The organism is Aeromonas media (assembly GCF_000819985.1).
Classification (GTDB): Bacteria; Pseudomonadota; Gammaproteobacteria; order Enterobacterales; family Aeromonadaceae; genus Aeromonas; species Aeromonas media.
Genome location: NZ_CDBZ01000016.1, coordinates 48,640 through 65,854 on the forward strand (window position 1 = coordinate 48,640; position 17,215 = coordinate 65,854).

Consider the following 17,215-nt stretch of genomic DNA (forward strand, 5'->3'; position numbering starts at 1 on the left):
CGGCCAGTTGCCGGGGCTTTTTTAAGGAGCAAACATGCTGTACCCCCTCGCCAGGCATTTTCTGTTCAAACTCAATCCCGAACAGGCACACGATCTCTCCATCAAGTATTTGCCCCGCCTTCTCGGTACACCGCTCGATTGTTTCTTCCGTCATTCACTGCCCCAACGCCCCGTCACTGTCATGGGGCTTAATTTTGCCAATCCGGTGGGACTGGCGGCCGGTCTCGATAAAGACGGGGAGTGTATCGACGCATTTGGTGCCATGGGGTTCGGTTTTATTGAAGTAGGCACTGTGACCCCCAAGCCCCAGAGCGGAAATGACAAGCCGCGGTTGTTCCGGGTAATTCCGGCGGAAGGGATCATCAACCGGATGGGATTCAACAACAAGGGTGTCGATCATCTTGTGGCCAAGGTGAAAGAGGCCAAATATCAGGGGGTGATCGGCATCAATATCGGCAAGAACAAGGACACCCCCATCGAGCAGGGCAAGGACGATTATCTGATCTGCATGGACAAGGTTTATGATCATGCCGGTTATATTGCCGTCAATATCTCTTCCCCCAACACCCCGGGGCTGCGTTCGCTGCAATATGGAGAGGCGCTGGATGAATTGCTGGCTGCCCTCAAGGTGCGCCAGCAGGAGCTAGCCGCGCAATATAAGAAGTACGTGCCGCTAGCCGTTAAAATTGCCCCCGACCTCAGCCTGGATGAAATTAATCAGGTTGCCGCCTCCTTGATCAAAAACGGGATCGATGGCGTCATCGCCACCAATACCACCCTGGAGCGCGACATGATTTATGACATGCCCCATGCCGGTGAAGCAGGGGGTCTTAGTGGTCGTCCGCTCCAGCACAAGAGCACAGAGGTGATCCGCATGCTGGCCAAGGCCCTCAATGGGGCTCTGCCGATCATAGGGGTGGGCGGTATTGACAGCGCCATGGCCGCCCGGGAGAAATTAGCGGCGGGTGCCAGTCTGGTCCAGATTTACAGCGGCTTTATTTATAAGGGCCCGAGTCTGGTCAAAGAGATCGTTACCCATATTTAAAAGATAACCGGTTGCCCTTATTTAAAGTTGCTCAAATTCTCGACATGGAATAAAGTCGAGGAACGGCTTAAGTAAGGGCAACTCCATGTGTATCCAACCCAATGACAATTGGCAGTGGCATTATGATGCTCAAGATGATCGTCTGATGCTGGATTTATCCGATCGCATGATATTCGCCACCGAATATAAGGGGCGACAGCTCGTTCCCAGCTCCTTCACGACCCAGCCTTTTTGCGTGGACGATGCCGCCCTCTATTATCAGCTGATGGACAAGGCCGCCGAACTCGATTGGAGTGTTCCCCATCAGGTTCAGCTGGTACTCAATGCCATCGCCGTCAGCCGCTTTTATAAACCCCTGATGCCACAAAGCTGGTTCTTTCATGAACAGCAGACTCACTTTATTCCGGATATGGGCTCCCTGGTGTGGATGGAGACTCCCCATGGCAGGGGAGAGTTCATGGTCATCGAGGCCGGCGATCAGGCGAGCGTCTGCCTGAACCTGACCGAGAAACTGGTACTGACCGCCAGCAAGATCCTGCCAAGGTTCGCGGTGATCAAGGTGATGAATAACCGGATGCAGACCAGGACTCGTGCCCAGGCACAATATCGACAGGTTAGCTGATACTGCCTCTGCTCGTTATTTTTGGTTGATATTCATACGCTCCCGAAATAACCGACGCTGGTTATTTATCGCTCGTCTCTCCCATGCCGTTGCGGCACCTTCCTTGAGTCAATTCGTCGCCGTTTGGCGCACGCCCTTCTGCGCTGGATATTGAGTTGCATCGTCTTGCCCGCGCCTCTGTGCTGGCGACAAGAGCAAGAACGGGGGGAATTGCGCCGGCCAGCCCCTTTATATTCGCGCGAACCCCAAGGTTCGGATGCCGAGTGCGGGCCGATAAGGTATAATGCGGCACTATTTTTATGGCATCCCCGTGAGCGTGATGAAAGAATTTTTTGCAACCTGCCCCAAGGGGCTGGAAAACCTGCTGGCCGTCGAGCTGACCACCCTGGGCGCGGAGCAGGTCCGTGAGACCGTGGCCGGCGTCCACTTCAAAGGCGAACTGGCCATCGGCTACAAGGCCTGTCTGTGGAGCCGTTTTGCCTCCCGCATCGTGCTGGTGCTCTCCGAATTCCAGATGAACGACGATCTGGATCTCTATCTCGGCGCCCACACCATTCCCTGGGAAGAGCACTTCCCCGGCACTGCCACCATCGCCGTGGACTTCACCGGTACCAACCCGGCCATTCGCAACACCCAGTACGGCGCGCTCAAGATCAAGGATGCCATCGTTGATCGCTTCACCAAGCGCGGCCATGTGCGCCCGGACGTCGACAAGAAGTCGCCGGACATCCGCATCATGGCGCACCTGGGCAAGGGCAAGGCCAACATCACGCTGGACCTGTCCGGCCCTGCGCTGCACCAGCGCTTCTACCGTCAGGGCACAGGCGAAGCGCCGCTCAAAGAGAACCTAGCCTGCGCCATGATCGCCCGCAGCGGCTGGACCGGCGAGCCCATGATGGACCCCATGTGCGGCTCAGGTACCCTGCTCATCGAAGCGGCCTTCATCGCCGCCGACATGGCGCCGGCGCTGCGCCGCGAGCGCTTCGGTTTCGATCGCTGGCTGCAGCATGACAGCGAACTGTGGCAGAGCCTGATGATGGAGGCGCAAGTGCGCGCCAAGCGCGGCATGCAGCGCTGCGAGGTGAAGCTGTTCGGTTGTGATGCCGACCCCCGCGTGCTGATGAAGGCGCGTGACAACGCCAAGGCGGCCGGTGTGGCCCACCTCATCACCTTCAAGCAGGCCGACGTGACCGCGCTGGAAAACCCGCTGCCGATGCCTGCTGTGGAAGGGGAGGCCCGCGAGATCGGCATGCTGATCTCCAACCCGCCTTATGGCGAGCGTCTTGGCGAGTTCCCGGCCCTGCTGGAGGTGCATCAGGCCCTGGGTGATGCCCTGCGCCGCAGCTTCCAGGGCTGGAAGGTCACCATTCTGTCTGCTTCCCCTGAGCTCTTGAGCTGCTTGCGCCTGCGGGCCGACAAGCAATATCGCCTGTTCAACGGCGCGCTGGAATGCCAGCTGCGCAACTACCAGATTGCGCTCGACTCCGTGGCCTCCCAGAAAGAGGTGGCCCAGGACTTTGCAAACCGCCTGCGCAAGAACCTGAAGACGCTCGAGAAGTGGGCCAGCAAGGAGGGGATCGACTGCTATCGCCTCTATGACGCCGACTTGCCGGAATACAACGCCGCCATCGACCGCTATCGGGACTACCTGGTGGTGCAAGAGTACGCCGCGCCCAAGGACATCCCCGCCCAGAAGACCCGTCAGCGTCTGCTCGACATGGTGCAGGCCGCCATCAAGGTGACCGGCATGGACGGCGAGAAGGTGATCCTGAAGGTGCGTGAGCGTCAGGAAGGCAAGCAGCAGTACCAGAAGCTCTCCGAAGAGCAGCACCGGATGGAGGTGCAGGAGTACGGCGCCCGTCTGTGGGTCAACCTCTACGACTACCTGGATACCGGCCTCTTCCTCGATCACCGTCAGACCCGTCGCATGCTGGGTCAGATGGCTAGCGGCAAGCGCTTCCTGAACCTGTTCGCCTACACCGGCAGTGCCACCGTGCACGCGGGCCTTGGCGGGGCGAGCGAAACCACCACGGTCGACATGTCCCACACCTACCTCAACTGGGCGCAGGACAACATGCGTCTCAACTCGCTGGTGGGCCGTCAGCACAAGTTCGTCCAGGCCGATTGCCTGAAGTGGCTCTCCGAGGCCGAGGATCAGTACGATCTCATCTTTATCGATCCGCCCACCTTCTCCAACTCCAAGCGGATGGACGAGAGCTTCGACGTGCAGCGGGATCACCTGCTGCTGATGCAGCACCTCAAGCGCCTGCTGGCGGCGGACGGCACCCTGGTGTTCTCCAACAACAAGCGCCACTTCAAGATGGATCTGGCCGGTCTCGAGGCCGCTGGCCTCAAGGCCCAGAACATCACAGGCAAGACCCGGCCGAAGGATTTTGAGCGCAACCAGCATATCCACAACTGCTGGATCATCACCCACGCCGAGACGCAGGCCTGATGCTGACCCTGTTTCACACCGACGGCTGCCACCTGTGCGAACAGGCCTGGGCGCTGGTGGAGGAGGCTGGCCTTGCCGCCAGTACTCGCCAGTGCGACATCCTGGAGGACGAGCAGTGGCTTGCGGCCTACCGGGTGCGCATCCCGGTGCTGCGGGATGACGCCGGCCGCGAACTGGGCTGGCCCTTCACCCTGGCACAGCTCAAGGGCTGGCTTGCCCGTCAGGGGTGAGACTGATTTGACGATGAAACGGGGGCAGAGTCTGCCGCCCGTTTTTTCATAAGTAACAAGGAACAAACATGGCACTTTTGACATTGCACGGCGCTTGTCTGTCGTTCAGTGATTTCCCGCTGCTCGACAACGCCGAGCTGACCATAGAGCGCGGCGAGCGCCTCTGTCTGGTGGGCCGCAACGGGGCGGGCAAGTCCACCCTGATGAAGGTCATCGCGGGCGAGCTGTCTCTGGATGACGGCCGTCTGGTGTTGCAGCAGGACTTGAAGGTGACCCGTCTCGAGCAGGATCCGCCCGCCTCGAGCGAGCTGACCGTGTTCGACTATGCCGCTGAAGGGCTGGCCGGGGTGGGGGAGCTGCTCAAGCAGTACCACCACATCTCCCTGGAACTGGGTCACGATCCCTCCGATGCCAACATCCGCAAGATGAGCGAATTGCAGGAGCAGCTTGATTATCAGAACGGCTGGCAACTTGAGACCCGCATCAATCAGGTGTTGACCCTGCTGGGGCTGGATCCCGACGTGACGCTCGACAGCCTCTCCGGTGGCTGGTTGCGCAAGGTGGCCCTGGCCCGTGCGCTCGCCTGCGACCCCGATCTGCTGCTGCTGGACGAACCGACCAACCATCTGGACATCGACGCCATCAACTGGTTGGAAGAGTTCCTCAAGGATTTTCGCGGCGCCATCGTCTTCATCTCCCACGATAGGGAGTTCATTCACAAGCTGGCGACCCGGATCATCGATCTCGATCGGGGCGCCATCACCTCCTGGCCCGGCAATTACGATCAGTACCTGCAAGGGAAGGAGGAGTGGCTGCGGGTCGAGGAGCTGAAAAACGCCGAGTTCGACCGCAAGCTTGCCCAGGAAGAGGTGTGGGTGCGTCAGGGCATCAAGGCCCGCCGCACCCGCAACGAAGGGCGGGTGCGCGCCCTTGAGGCGATGCGCATGGAGCGCAGCCAGCGTCGTGAGCTGCAGGGCAAGGCCAAGCTGCAGATGGACGACGTCAACCGCTCCGGCAAGCTGGTATTCGAGACCGAAGGGCTGGGGCTGGACTTTGGCGATCGCACCCTGTTCCAGGGGCTGGATCTGCAAGTGCTGCGAGGCGACAAGATTGCCCTGGTCGGCCCCAACGGCTGCGGCAAATCCACCCTCATCAAGCTCTTGCTGGGTCAGCTCGAGCCGAGCCGCGGGCGGGTCAAGGGCGGCACCAATCTGGAAGTGGCCTATTTCGATCAGTACCGCGAGCAGCTCGATCCCGAGCAGACAGTGGTGGACAACGTGGGGGAGGGCAAGCAGGAAGTGATGGTGCGCGGCCGCTCCCGCCACATTCTGGGCTACCTGCAGGACTTCCTGTTTGAACCCAAACGGGCGCGGACCCCGGTCAAGGCCTTGTCAGGGGGCGAGAAAAACCGTCTACTGTTGGCCAAGTTGTTCCTCAAACCCAGTAACTTGTTGATTCTGGATGAACCAACCAACGACCTGGATGTCGAAACGCTGGAACTTTTGGAAGAACTGCTGACCGATTATCCCGGTACCCTGCTGCTGGTCAGCCACGATCGTCGCTTCATCGACAATACCGTGACCGGCTGCTGGTTGTTTGAAGGAGACGGGCGGATCAGCGATTATGTGGGCGGCTATGCAGACATGATGGCCACCCGCGCCCTGCAGAGTCAGCAACAGGCGGCCAAGGCAGCTGCGGCCAAAGTGGCAGAGCCTGTCGCGTTGGCGGCTGAGTCGGCGAAAAAAACACGCAAACTCTCTTACAAGTTGCAACTGGAGCTGGATAATCTGCCAGCCCGGCTGGAGCTGCTGGAAACGGAACTCGATGCCCTGCAGGCGGAGATCAACCATCCCGGGTTCTTCTCCCTGCCAGCGGAGCAGACCCAGTCCAAACTCGATGCATTGCATGCGGCAGAGTCCGCATTGGAACACGCCTTCTCCCGTTGGGAGGAGTTGGAAGCGTTGAAACATCAAGACTAAGGAAGTAGATGAAAAAGCAATTATCCATGCTGGCCATCCTGGTCGGCGCCAGCCTCAACGCGCAGGCGGCACAAAGCTCCTTCTTCACCATTGTCGATGACGAAGTCAAAGGATATGCCAGCGGGATCAGTGCCGATGGCAGCGGACTCATCGGGATCAACACCAAGAACAACATGGCCGAGTACTTCTCGACCGTGCGCTCTGCCGACTTCCTGGTCGATCGTTTCCGCTTTGAGCAGGGCTGTTTCCTCTCAAGCTCCGTCTGTGACTCCTTCTGGAATGACAACCCCGGGTTTGCCTACCAGTGGCGCCGCGATTTCCTCGATGGTGTCGATCAGCGCAGCGGCGTCGGTTATGTCGTCAGCAGTGAGACAGATGGTCTGGTGACGGCACTGGGTGAGACACCGGACACCCAGGTGGGCTACAAGATGAATGGCAAATTGCGCACCGCCTTTGCGGTCGCGGGGGATGGCAACACAGTTGAGCTGAAAGATGCCGCCAGCACCCACAGCCTGAGTGTCCCGACCAGCATCAAGAAACTGGACAACGGTCAGTACCTGGTGACCGGCACGGCCGCCAGCGGCAAGTACCGCCACAACGTGGGCGGTGACTTCTATAACTGGTGTTTCGCAGGCAATGACGACGAATACGGCGACTTCCGTTACTGTCCCGGGGTCGATACCCAGGCCAGCTTCTGGCTGCTCAATGGCTCAGGTGGCTTCAACAAGCTGATGCAGGCCAGTACCTATGGCCGTCAACGCGACGAAGTGCTGCAGACGGCCTCTGCTTTCGGTGCTGCGACGTTCAATGGCACCCTGTACGGCGTGGGCTACAGCTCCACCGGTGAAGTGGGTTCGGGGGATCTTGACGGCCGCAACCTGGCCAGTTACTGGACCCTGGATCTCGATGCCGGCACCGTGGGTACCACCAAGATAATCCCGCTGCCCGATGGCGAGCCGGGCAAGGATGACAGTGTGCTGCAAAATAGCTGGGCGGTGTCTGTCAACGAGAATGGTTATGTGATCGGCAACCAGCGTTACAGCATCAACAAGGGTCAGAACCGTCCGACCGAGATGTTCCTGTTCAATCTGAACAATCCGAGTTCGGCGGCAACCATACCCTTGCAGGACAAGCCGCTCTCCGGCTCCGGCTCCGAGGGCGCGGCCATCAACGATCACAACATGGTGGTCGGCTGGCGTGACTCCCGTCATCAGACCCAGCCTGTGGCCAACGGCACCAACCGCATGCAGGAAGCCTTCCTGCTCAATGCGGCCTCCCCGAACAACAACTGGTACCTGAACGACCTGATCTGTGGTCTGGATGATGCCGGCGCCAAGCAGTGTGCCCAGAATGGCAAGTATTACCATATCGCTTACGCCAGCGGTATCAGCAGCGATGGCACCATAGCCGCCACCGCCTATCGCTATAACAGCGAGAGCGATCTGAACCTGCGTACCAACGCGACCGTGGTCGCTGTCAAGTTGACGCCGACCGTGGCGGACTATCAGGGCAACACACCGGCCAACTATGTGGTCAACAATGCGCCGGTCAACAACCAGACCGGTCAGGATGGTGAAGATGGCGGTGGTGGCAGCCTGTTCTGGTTGACGCTGCTGGCCTTGCCCTTCGCCTGGCTGCGCCGTTACCAGCGATAAAAAGTGTGTCATCAAAAATTAATGCAGTTCAGTATCTTGTGTCACAACGTCTGAATAGCATGGAATTTTTTGTTTGACCCTGCTTCCCCCCTGGGGTAAAGATGAAAGCGACCGGTGAAAACTTGGTCGCTTTTTTGTTCCACGAAGAGGGTCGTAGATGATGAAGAGACAGAAACGGGACCGTCTGGAAAGAGCTCGCGCTCGTGGTTATCAGGCTGGCGTAGTCGGCAAACAGAAAGAAGCGTGTCCGTATCAATGCCTGGATGCCAGAGGGCACTGGCTTGGTGGTTGGCGCGACGCCATGGAGGGGCGAGGCTCAGGCCTCTTCATGAAGTAACCGAGACTTCATCACTCATTACAAAAGGAAAGGGGCCATGGCGGCCCCTTTACATTGTCACTCTCTGACAGGGTCAGAGCAGATCAGAATGCGGTGGTGTCTTTGAACAGGCCCACTTTCAGGTCGGTCGCGCTGTAGATGGGACGACCATCCACCTCGACCACGCCGTCGGCAATGCCCATCACCAGCTTGCGGTTGATGACGCGCTTGAAGGTGATCTTGTAGGTCACTTTCTTGGCGGTCGGCAGGATCTGGCCGGTGAATTTCACCTCGCCAACGCCCAGAGCGCGTCCCTTGCCCGGACCGCCTTTCCAGCCCAGGAAGAAACCGACCAGCTGCCACATGGCATCGAGCCCCAGACAGCCCGGCATGACGGGGTCGCCAGGGAAATGGCAATCGAAGAACCAGAGATCCGGGGTGATATCGAGTTCGGCCAGGATTTCGCCTTTGCCGTGTTCACCACCGTTGTCATTGATCTTGACGATGCGATCCATCATCAGCATGTTGGGGGCGGGCAGTTGGCTGTTACCCTCACCAAATAATTCGCCACGGCTGCAGGCAAGCAGCTCTTCACGGGTAAACGACTCTTTACCTTGTTCACACAGGGAGAGGTGGGTATTAGTGGTGTCGTTATCTAGGGTCACGCTGTTTATCCTTCATATGGGTCAAAGCCGGGCCAATTTAGCTTACAGTTGTTCGCTAAACAACTCCGATCACTTTATTTAGAGGCCGAATAGACGGCCCAGCAGGTTGCGCAGCACGCCACTCTTGGGTGCAGTGCCATTGAGTTCATCCAGTCTGTCCTGGATCCGGCCAAACAGGGTGTCCGGCATGTCAGGCTCGCCGGCCACACAGCCGGTCAGCAATTCGATGGCCTCTTCCACATGGTCCACCGGGTGGATATGGAACTGGCCCGCTTCGACGGCGGCAATCACCTCATCGGAGAGGTTGAGCTGCTGGGCGTTGGTACCGGGCAGTATGATGCCTTGCTTGCCGGTGATGCCGTGGATCTTGCACACCCGGAAGAAGCCTTCGATCTTTTCGTTGACGCCACCCACAGCCTGTACGTTGCCGAACTGATCGACCGCGCCGGTCACCGCGAAACGCTGGGAGATAGGTTGGCGGGCGAGGGCAGAGAGCAGGGCGCACAGACCGGTCAGGGAAGCGCTGTCGCCGTCAATCTCGTGATAGGACTGCTCGAACACCAGGTTTGCCGAGAGCGGCGAGGGGTTCTCTGCGCCGAACTTGTTGGAGAGATAGCCGTGGATGATCATCATCGCCTTGGCGTGAATGTGGCCGGCGAGCTCAGCCTTGCGCTCGATGTCGGCCACGTCGCCATCCCCCAGATGCACAGTGGCGGTCAGTCGCACCGGTTCACCGAAGTCATAGGGATGACCTGCCACCTGGATGACGGAGAGGCCGTTGATCTGGCCCACCTCTTCACCGTCGGTCTGCAGCAGGATCTGGCCATCGATGACTCCCTGATCGGATTGCTCCACCAGGTAGTTGAGGCGGTAATCCTGCTCCTCCAGGGCGAGCAGTATATGCTCGTCGGTCACCTTCTCCGCCTCAAGCTCCCGGGCCAGGCTGTCAGCCATGCGCATGATGGCGCTGAGCTGCACCTCCGAGAGGGAGAGCCACTCCTGATGGTCACAGAGACGACTGGCATGGCGACACAGGGCGAGGAGGGCACCCGGAGTGAAGTCCAGCAGGCTCCAGCGCAGCCGCAGCCAGGCCAGGTATTGCAGGAACTCGGGCAAGTCCTCTTCAATGTTCACCTCGGACACCAGATCGGCGCGCAGGAAGATGCGCTCGGACATGTCCCTGTCCAGCATCTGGAACTCGGCCACATCCAGCCGGTCGCCCACCAGGATCAGTTTGAACCGGATAGGCGTGGCCTCTGGGGTGAAGAAGGGGGTCAGAGTCTTGCCTTCCTGATAGGCATTCCAGTCCAGCTCGCCTTTTTGCATGGCGTTCTTGAGCTTGAACCAGAGATGGGGCTGATCGAGCAGCTCGTCGAGTTGCAAGATGAGGTAGCCGCCGTTGGCTTCCCGCAGCAGGCCCGGCTCCAGCAAGTGCTGATTGGCATAGACGGAGCCTTGCTCGGTCTGGTAGTTGATGGAGCCAAACAGAGTGTCCCAGTTCAAGTCCCGGCCATAGATGACGGGGGCTTGCTGCTCTTCGTGATGGATCAGCAGGTTGATGAGCACCGGGTGCTGGAATTCGAGCCCCTGGGCCACGTGCGCCGCCAGATCGGAGAGAAAGTCCACGATCTTGGGGTCATTTTCCTGCTTGCGGATGATCCGGGTGACCAGGCGCTCGGCATCCAGGTGATGGCTCATCAGCTTGAGCAGTTCGCCAACCATCTCGCAGAATTCAAACCCGGTACCGGGTTGCAGGCGCAGCCAGATGGGCTTGAACGGGTTGTTGAGGTTCTCGGTATAGCAGAGATCGAACAGGTCGCCATCCTTGCCATTGGAAGAGGCGATCAAGGTCTGGCAGACACTCTCATAATCTGCACCCGGGAAGCCGTTGAGCAACATGACCGGGCAGTCACCATCAAAACTGGCCAGTCGCTTGATGCCGGAAATGGCTCTGGGTTGCAGGGCGGCAAAAGGGATGGGTTCGAGCTCGCTGAGCGTGGGGAACTGCTCAATCGTGAAAGCGGGTTTTAATTGTTCTGATGTTAATTCAGCCACTTAAGACATCCGGTCGGGGATAGGATCAATTGTTTCCATTATACACAGTTCAATTGGCGGTAACAGGAATCAAGCATACGTCATTTAACATAATATGCATTATGCGCGGTTTAGTTGAGAGGTGACTGGCAGGCATATTTTCCCGCAATCTGGCACTTGGCCGATACACTGATGCTTTTTGCGCAGTCTGCGTACCGGCACTCATTCATGCAGGCTATTCAGAGGCTTATGGTTGGCACTCTCGTGCCGCTCGATGTTGCCGGTGTGCAGGTATTTGGAGGTGGTGTCTATGCTGTCGTGTCCGGCGTCGGCTTGCACGTGTGACAGCGGCCGGCCATGCAGATTGATGTCGTGGGTAATGCCGGTATGGCGGATGGAGTGTGGCGTCAGGGTGCGCATCTCGGCGGCATCCTGAGCAAAGCCATCCTGCTCGGCCAGGTTGGCTGCTTGCTCGAAGACCGCCATCACCAGGTCCCGCAGTTGGCGGATACCGAGATTGGCATTGAGCTCGCCTTGCTCACGGCCATGGGCGGCCGCCTTGTGGCGCACGAAGAGCGGCGTCTGTTCGCCTGGGGCTGGCAGCGGCGAGAGCCCAAGAAAGGTGCGATAGCGTGCCAATGCATCCAGCAAAGCTTGTGAGACGGCCACTGTGCGGCGTTTGCCACCCTTGCTGCGCGGTATGTCATAACCCCAGACCCCGGTCTTGCTGTCGCGGCGAAACTGGCTCATGACGGGGCTGAAGCCCGGTCTGGCCGCCACCTCGGAGATACGCAGATAACAGGCGTACATGAGGCAGATGAGAAATCGGCTGCGTTCATGCTGGGCCGGGCATTCGGTTGCCAACTGTTCGGCAGCCTGCATCACATAGGACCACTGCAATTCGGTAAAGGACTGGGCCTCTTCACCGGCGTCCTGGCTGTCCGGCCGCTTGACCCGTTGCAGCAAGAGTGCAGGATTGAGGTCCATGTACTCCTCCTGGATCAGGAATTGAAAGAAGGCCGACAGTATGGCGAGCTTGGTTTTCATCGCCTGCTCGCTCAGGCGATATGGCAGCTCGCGGCCCAGTTCCCGCTTGCCGAGAAACGGTCGCCACAAGGGGTTGGGCAGCCGCTCTCCCCACTCCTTGTCGAGTACGAACTGGGCTACGTTTCGGTATGCGATCAGCGCCTGTGGCGGTGCCTGGCAGTAGTCGAGGTAGCGCATCATGATGCGCCTGGTGAGATCCTTGGGGCTGATGGCCACTTCGCAGAAACACCAATGCAGGAAGGTGGTCAGCTCGCTGCGGTAGGTCTTGTAGTTGTTCTCGCTGTGGCGCTGCTCCAGCAGCCAGTCGACAGCCAGCTCATAGACGAGGCCGGCATCGGGAACATTGCCCAGGCTGAGAGTGGCCAGATACTGGTTGACCTGGGGATTGCCCGCCTCCAGATGGAGCAGATTGTCGAACAGCGGCATGGCGGGCGGCAGTGACGGATGATTCATGATGGTGCTTGTGAGTCTTGCTGAGTGAGGCTGGCCCGGTGTCGCGCAATCCTGATGCCGATAAATGGGGTTATCGGCATCAGGAGATGCCAGATGGTCCGGGGATGATTCTTCAAGGCTTTCCCTGGCGGACACAGCTCAGGATAGAACATGGTCTTTATTCAATGAATATGCACTCTTGTTGGAAGTTTCTCGGGGTAAATAGCGACAAGAGTGACTGGAAATGGGCCCTGCATGAATATTGTGGTGCGGGGCCCAGGGCTGGACGCCCTGCCCCGTCCTTTCCTTGTCAGGCCACACTCTTGAGGGATTTTCCCTTGGGCTTCTCGGTGTCCACCTTGTCTTCCTTGGTGCTGATCCCCTGCCCCTTACCACCGCGCAGCACGTTTTGCAGCAGATCCCGCTGCTCGGCCAGGTAAAAGGCCAAGCGCTCCTGCTGCTCGGGCGCCAGCTGGACAGGCGCTCCGGCCAGCAGCGTCATCAGTTCATCGGCGGTATCCAGCAGCTTGTCATAGGCATCCGCCTCTTTCTTGCTGGCAAAGGTCATCTTCTCCACTCCCCCACGCACGACAACATACTTGATCTCAACGGCCATAGTGGCGTCCTCCTCATGATAGTGACTGCAAGTATATGTATGAATATACAGTGTTGCAAATATCACTCAGGATCCGCCAACGCGCCCTCTGTCCCGTGTTTCTTTCTATTGCCCTGGGAGTTGGCAGGCCGGGCCATCTTTTCTTGGCCAGAGACGGAGCTCCGGCAAGACAGCGAAGGCGTTTTAGGGTAAATTTTATCAATTCCTTCAACAGGTTGAATCGTATGTCGGATCCCCACTCCGTGATCGTCTGCCCGGCGTGTGACTTGCTGATCGAACGCAAGCTGTTGCCCATGCGTCGTCACGCCCATTGTCCTCGCTGTCACCAGCATCTCTATGGTCGCTATGCCTTTCGTCCTTCCCAGTTGATGGCCCTCACCATCACCGGCTTCCTGCTGCTGCCCTCCACCCTCTTCGAACCCCTGCTCTACCTGCGCCTGGCCGGTGTCAATTCCGATGCCAACCTGCTCAAAGGCATTCTGATGCTGTTTGGGGAGGGCGAACTCTGGGTGGCGAGCCTGGTGCTCTGGTGCGCAGTGCTGGCGCCAGTGGGGCTGCTGCTCGGCATCTTTGCGCTCGCCTCCGGCCTTGCCAAGCGCTGGCACATACTGGCCCCGACGCTCAAGGCCGTAGAGGTGTTCCGGCATTGGGCCATGCTGGAGGTCTACATCGTCAGTCTGATGGTCGCCCTGTTCAAGCTCATTGACATCGCCGACGTGCGTCTGGGGGGCGGCCTGCTCAGCCTGGGAATCTTGATGCTGCTCAACATGACGCTGCTGATCCTCTTTGATCCTGCCCCCTATTGGGAGCGGATACCGTTGCAAAATGCCTCGCAGGAGCCGGAACATGATCCCGACCAGCGCCCGTGAACTGGGGCTTTGCCGCTGCCACACCTGCGGCCTGCTGGTGCGTTACCAGAGCGCCATGAGTTGCCCCCGCTGCCACAGCCTTTTGCAGATGCGGATCCCCCATTCGCTCGCCTGGTCATGGGGGCTGCTGGCGCTCGCCAGCTTCATGTTGCTGCCCGCGAACCTGCTGCCCATCACCCACTTCTACAACAAGGGATTACTGCAGTCCGATACCATTTTCAGCGGTATCATTGCGCTCTATCGCAGCAAGATGTCGGGCATCGCCACCATAGTGCTGACCGCGAGCATCATAGTCCCCATCGGCAAGATACTGGGGCTTGGCTGGATCTGCTGGCAGTTGCAACGCAGCAAACCGGTGCGGCGCAAGCGTCAGCTCATCATGTATCGCATCATCGATTTCATTGGTCGCTGGTCCATGCTGGATCTGTTCGTGATCTCGCTGATGGTGGCTCTGGTGGACCGCGGGGTCTTGCTCAACGTACGGGCCGGGCCTGGTGCAACCGCCTTTGCCGGCGTGGTGATCCTCACCATGATGTCGGCCCGGATGCTAGATACCCGTCTGTTATGGGACAAGGCGGCCCGTTAATGCATTTTTTCTGTATCGGATGTGCTGTGCATCACAGCCAACTTAAGGAGTCGGTATGATCGGGGCTGAACCCGTCATTGAGAAACGTCGCTGGTTATCTCCAGTCTGGCTGTTGCCCTTCATCGCCCTCTTGCTGGCAGGGGGGTTCATCTACCAGCAGTGGACAACCAGTGGTCAGCTCATTCGCATCAACTTTGCCCAGGGTAACGGCATCTTGCCGGGCAAGACCCAACTGCGTTATCAGGGGGTGGCCATCGGGGTGGTTCAGGAACTGGAGCTGGCTCAGGACGGTCGCAAGATAGCCGTGCTCGCCAAGGTCGACAGCCGTGCCCGCCCGCTCATTCGCAAGGGGTCTGACTTCTGGCTGGTAAGCCCCAAGGCCTCCCTCACCGAGATCTCCGGTTTAGATACCCTGGTCTCCGGCAACTACATCAACTTGCAACCCGGCCGGGACAACAACCCGCTGGAGGATGAGTTTGATGCACTGGACGGCCCTCCCCCCGGTTATCAGGCCCAGGGGCGTACCCTGCACCTGACCGCCGATTCGCTGGGCTCGGTCGGCATCGGAGCCAGGATCTACTTCCGCGGGATCGAGGTCGGCAGCGTCATCAACACCCGCCTGGGAGAGGACAACCAGAATGTGATCCTGGATCTGGTGATAGAGCCGCGCTTCGAGCACCTGGTCAAGGTGGATACCCGTTTCTGGAACATCAGCGGCATCAAGGGCTCCTTCAGCCTGGCTGGCGTCAGCGTGGAGGCAGGTAGCCTCACCTCCATCCTGAGCGGCGGCATTGCGTTCGACTCCCCCAAAGCGTCGCCTGTCGCGCAAAAGGGGCTCAATTTCACCCTTTATAAAGGGCTGGCCGAGGCGGCCCGGGGCGAGCGCATCACCATCCAGGCGGGCTCTCTGCCCGTCAAGGATGGCATGCCCATCCTCTATGAAGGGATCGAGATTGGCAGGATTGATCCCATTCGCCTGACCGAGCAGGGCCGGGTCGTCACGGCGCTGATCAACCCCGAGCAGGCATTTCGCATGACCGGCAAGAGCCGCCTGGTCTGGGAGACGGTCTCCCTCTCCCCGGCCGGGCTCAAGCACGCGGATCGCCTGCTGACCGGACCGGCCATCCGCCTCGACTATGTCGCGGGCGAGCAGGTCAAGACCATGACGCTAGAGAGCCAGGCCCAGATCAGCGGGATCAAGCTCACCCTGCAGGCGGACGATCTCGCCGGGTTGAACGAGGGGGCCCCGCTCTGGTTCAAGGGGTTGCAGATAGGCCAGCTGGGGGCGCTGACCCTGGATACCAGTGGCAATGCCAGCGTCAGCCTGGTGGTGAACGAGCGCTATCAACATCTGCTGAAACGGGCCCGTTTCTATCGCGCATCCCCTCTGCAGGTCCAGGCCGATCTGAGCGGCGTCAAGGTGGAGAGCAGCCCGGCAAGTGCCTGGCTGGCGGGTGGGATCAAGCTGGTCCAGGCTGCCGGGGGGGATCGTATCGACCGCCTCTATCCGAGCGAGGAACTGGCCCTGCTCGGTAGTCGCAACGCCCAACCCGAGCGCTGGACACTGCACGCCGAGCAAGCAGACGGGATTGGCGTGGGTTCCCCCGTCTTCTATCTGGGGTTGGAGGCGGGCAAGGTCAAGGCGTTGAAAGCCGAGGAGCGCGGGGTGGCCATCACCCTGGAGATCGACGCCGTCTATGCGCCCCTGCTCAGGCAGCAGCCCCAGTTCTGGAAGAAGGCGGCCATCGAGGGCAAGATCCGGCTCGACGGCGTGCAAGTCAAGATGGGCAACCTCGCCACCCTGCTGCGGGGTGCCATCGAGTTTGACCTGCTCGGCACCGGCCGCAGCAGCCATCAGCTGTTTGACAGCCAGGCGCAGGCCAGTACCCAGGTCCGCACCCTCACCCTGACCGCCGACAGCAACCCCGGACTCGGAGTGGGCAGCCCCATCCGTTATCGCGGTGTGGACATCGGCAAGGTGGAGCAGATCGAGCTGGATCCCACCCTGGGCCAGGTGCGTTTCAAGGCCGAGCTGGATGGGCAGTATGCCGCCCGTTTCCTGCAGAGCGGAGCACGCTACACCCTGGTGCAGGCCAAGCTCGGGCTGGGGGGCGTCTCTCATCTGGACACCCTGATCAAGGGTGCCTTCGTGGAGGCAAGCCCGGGCCAGGGCGCGGGCAAGGAGCACTTCCCCTTGAGTCTGAGCGCCCCCATCGGATTGGCCCTGACCCTCAAGAGCCCCTCCGTGAACGGCATCAGCGTCGGCAGCCCCCTGCTGTTTCGCAAGATGGTGGTGGGTAGCGTCAGCGGTGTGGCGCTGGCCCGTGATGGCAGCGAGGTGCTGATCGAGGTGAACATCGACAGGAATTACGCTCACCTGGTGCGCGCCAACAGCCGCTTCTGGAACGTGTCCGGGGTCAAGGCAGACATCGGCCTGACCGGCGGCACCATAGAGGTGGAAACCGTGCAGAGCCTGCTGGCCGGCGGCATCGCCTTCAACACCCCGGAGCGGGAGATGGGGCCGACCGTCAAGGCCGGCCACAGCTACCCGCTTCATGGCAAGGCGGAGAAGGAGTGGCTGGAGTGGAGCCCCCGCATCCAGCCCTGATGCTCCCCTGACCCTTTGACCCAAGCCCGGCCCAGTGCCGCAATGCTGATCAGTTA

Annotated in this window: 14 protein-coding genes; 10 read left to right on the forward strand and 4 right to left on the reverse strand. The window is 59.7% G+C overall.

Features of this window, described 5'->3' with window-relative positions; translation table 11 throughout:
- The first annotated feature begins 34 nt into the window (after window positions 1-34).
- From pyrD to rmf, 7 genes are all read left to right on the forward strand, one after another.
- Window positions 35-1,045, forward strand: coding sequence for a quinone-dependent dihydroorotate dehydrogenase (pyrD, locus tag BN1127_RS01660; RefSeq protein ID WP_042648248.1), 1,011 nt, complete (start codon window positions 35-37; stop codon window positions 1,043-1,045).
- An 85-nt stretch (window positions 1,046-1,130) separates the two neighbouring features.
- On the forward strand, window positions 1,131-1,667 hold the full coding sequence (locus BN1127_RS01665) for a cell division protein ZapC (protein WP_042648249.1): 537 nt from the start codon (window positions 1,131-1,133) through the stop codon (window positions 1,665-1,667).
- A gap of 283 nt (window positions 1,668-1,950) precedes the next feature.
- Complete coding sequence (gene rlmKL / locus BN1127_RS01670) at window positions 1,951-4,122, forward strand: bifunctional 23S rRNA (guanine(2069)-N(7))-methyltransferase RlmK/23S rRNA (guanine(2445)-N(2))-methyltransferase RlmL (protein WP_042648250.1); 2,172 nt, start codon at window positions 1,951-1,953, stop codon at window positions 4,120-4,122.
- On the forward strand, window positions 4,122-4,352 hold the full coding sequence (locus BN1127_RS01675; protein ID WP_005329597.1) for a glutaredoxin family protein: 231 nt from the start codon (window positions 4,122-4,124) through the stop codon (window positions 4,350-4,352). The genes rlmKL and BN1127_RS01675 overlap by 1 nt, the downstream gene beginning before the upstream one ends.
- Window positions 4,353-4,420: 68 nt before the next feature.
- Window positions 4,421-6,331: an ATP-binding cassette ATPase Uup gene (gene uup / locus BN1127_RS01680; RefSeq protein ID WP_042648251.1), complete on the forward strand. Its 1,911-nt coding sequence runs from the start codon at window positions 4,421-4,423 to the stop codon at window positions 6,329-6,331.
- Between the two features lie 8 nt (window positions 6,332-6,339).
- Entirely contained in the window at window positions 6,340-7,986 is a 1,647-nt protein-coding gene (locus tag BN1127_RS01685; protein WP_042648252.1) for a DUF3466 family protein, read from the forward strand.
- A 157-nt stretch (window positions 7,987-8,143) separates the two neighbouring features.
- Window positions 8,144-8,323: a ribosome modulation factor gene (gene rmf / locus BN1127_RS20990; protein WP_005315693.1), complete on the forward strand. Its 180-nt coding sequence runs from the start codon at window positions 8,144-8,146 to the stop codon at window positions 8,321-8,323.
- A gap of 83 nt (window positions 8,324-8,406) precedes the next feature.
- Here the strand turns inward: rmf and fabA are convergent, their stop codons facing one another.
- The 4 genes from fabA to BN1127_RS01705 all read right to left on the reverse strand — a co-directional run bounded on the left by fabA (window position 8,407) and on the right by BN1127_RS01705 (window position 13,096).
- On the reverse strand, window positions 8,407-8,967 hold the full coding sequence (fabA, locus tag BN1127_RS01690) for a 3-hydroxyacyl-[acyl-carrier-protein] dehydratase FabA (RefSeq protein ID WP_042648253.1): 561 nt from the start codon (window positions 8,965-8,967) through the stop codon (window positions 8,407-8,409).
- Window positions 8,968-9,045: 78 nt separating this feature from the next.
- Window positions 9,046-11,022, reverse strand: coding sequence for a Lon protease family protein (locus tag BN1127_RS01695; RefSeq protein WP_042648254.1), 1,977 nt, complete (start codon window positions 11,020-11,022; stop codon window positions 9,046-9,048).
- A 201-nt stretch (window positions 11,023-11,223) separates the two neighbouring features.
- On the reverse strand, window positions 11,224-12,474 hold the full coding sequence (locus BN1127_RS01700) for a tyrosine-type recombinase/integrase (protein ID WP_197069610.1): 1,251 nt from the start codon (window positions 12,472-12,474) through the stop codon (window positions 11,224-11,226).
- A gap of 316 nt (window positions 12,475-12,790) precedes the next feature.
- On the reverse strand, window positions 12,791-13,096 hold the full coding sequence (locus BN1127_RS01705) for a YebG family protein (RefSeq protein WP_042648256.1): 306 nt from the start codon (window positions 13,094-13,096) through the stop codon (window positions 12,791-12,793).
- Window positions 13,097-13,320: 224 nt separating this feature from the next.
- Here BN1127_RS01705 and BN1127_RS01710 point away from each other — a divergent pair, with 224 nt between their 5' ends.
- Genes BN1127_RS01710 through BN1127_RS01720 form a run of 3 tightly spaced genes read left to right on the forward strand, consistent with a single transcriptional unit; the run spans window position 13,321 to window position 17,159 of the window.
- A complete protein-coding gene (locus BN1127_RS01710) occupies window positions 13,321-13,965 on the forward strand; it encodes a paraquat-inducible protein A (RefSeq protein ID WP_042648257.1) in 645 nt (214 codons plus the stop codon).
- On the forward strand, window positions 13,943-14,551 hold the full coding sequence (locus BN1127_RS01715; RefSeq protein ID WP_042648258.1) for a paraquat-inducible protein A: 609 nt from the start codon (window positions 13,943-13,945) through the stop codon (window positions 14,549-14,551). Before BN1127_RS01710 ends, BN1127_RS01715 begins: the two co-directional genes overlap by 23 nt.
- Window positions 14,552-14,606: 55 nt before the next feature.
- Window positions 14,607-17,159, forward strand: coding sequence for an MlaD family protein (locus tag BN1127_RS01720; RefSeq protein WP_042648259.1), 2,553 nt, complete (start codon window positions 14,607-14,609; stop codon window positions 17,157-17,159).
- The last annotated feature ends 56 nt before the right edge of the window (window positions 17,160-17,215 follow it).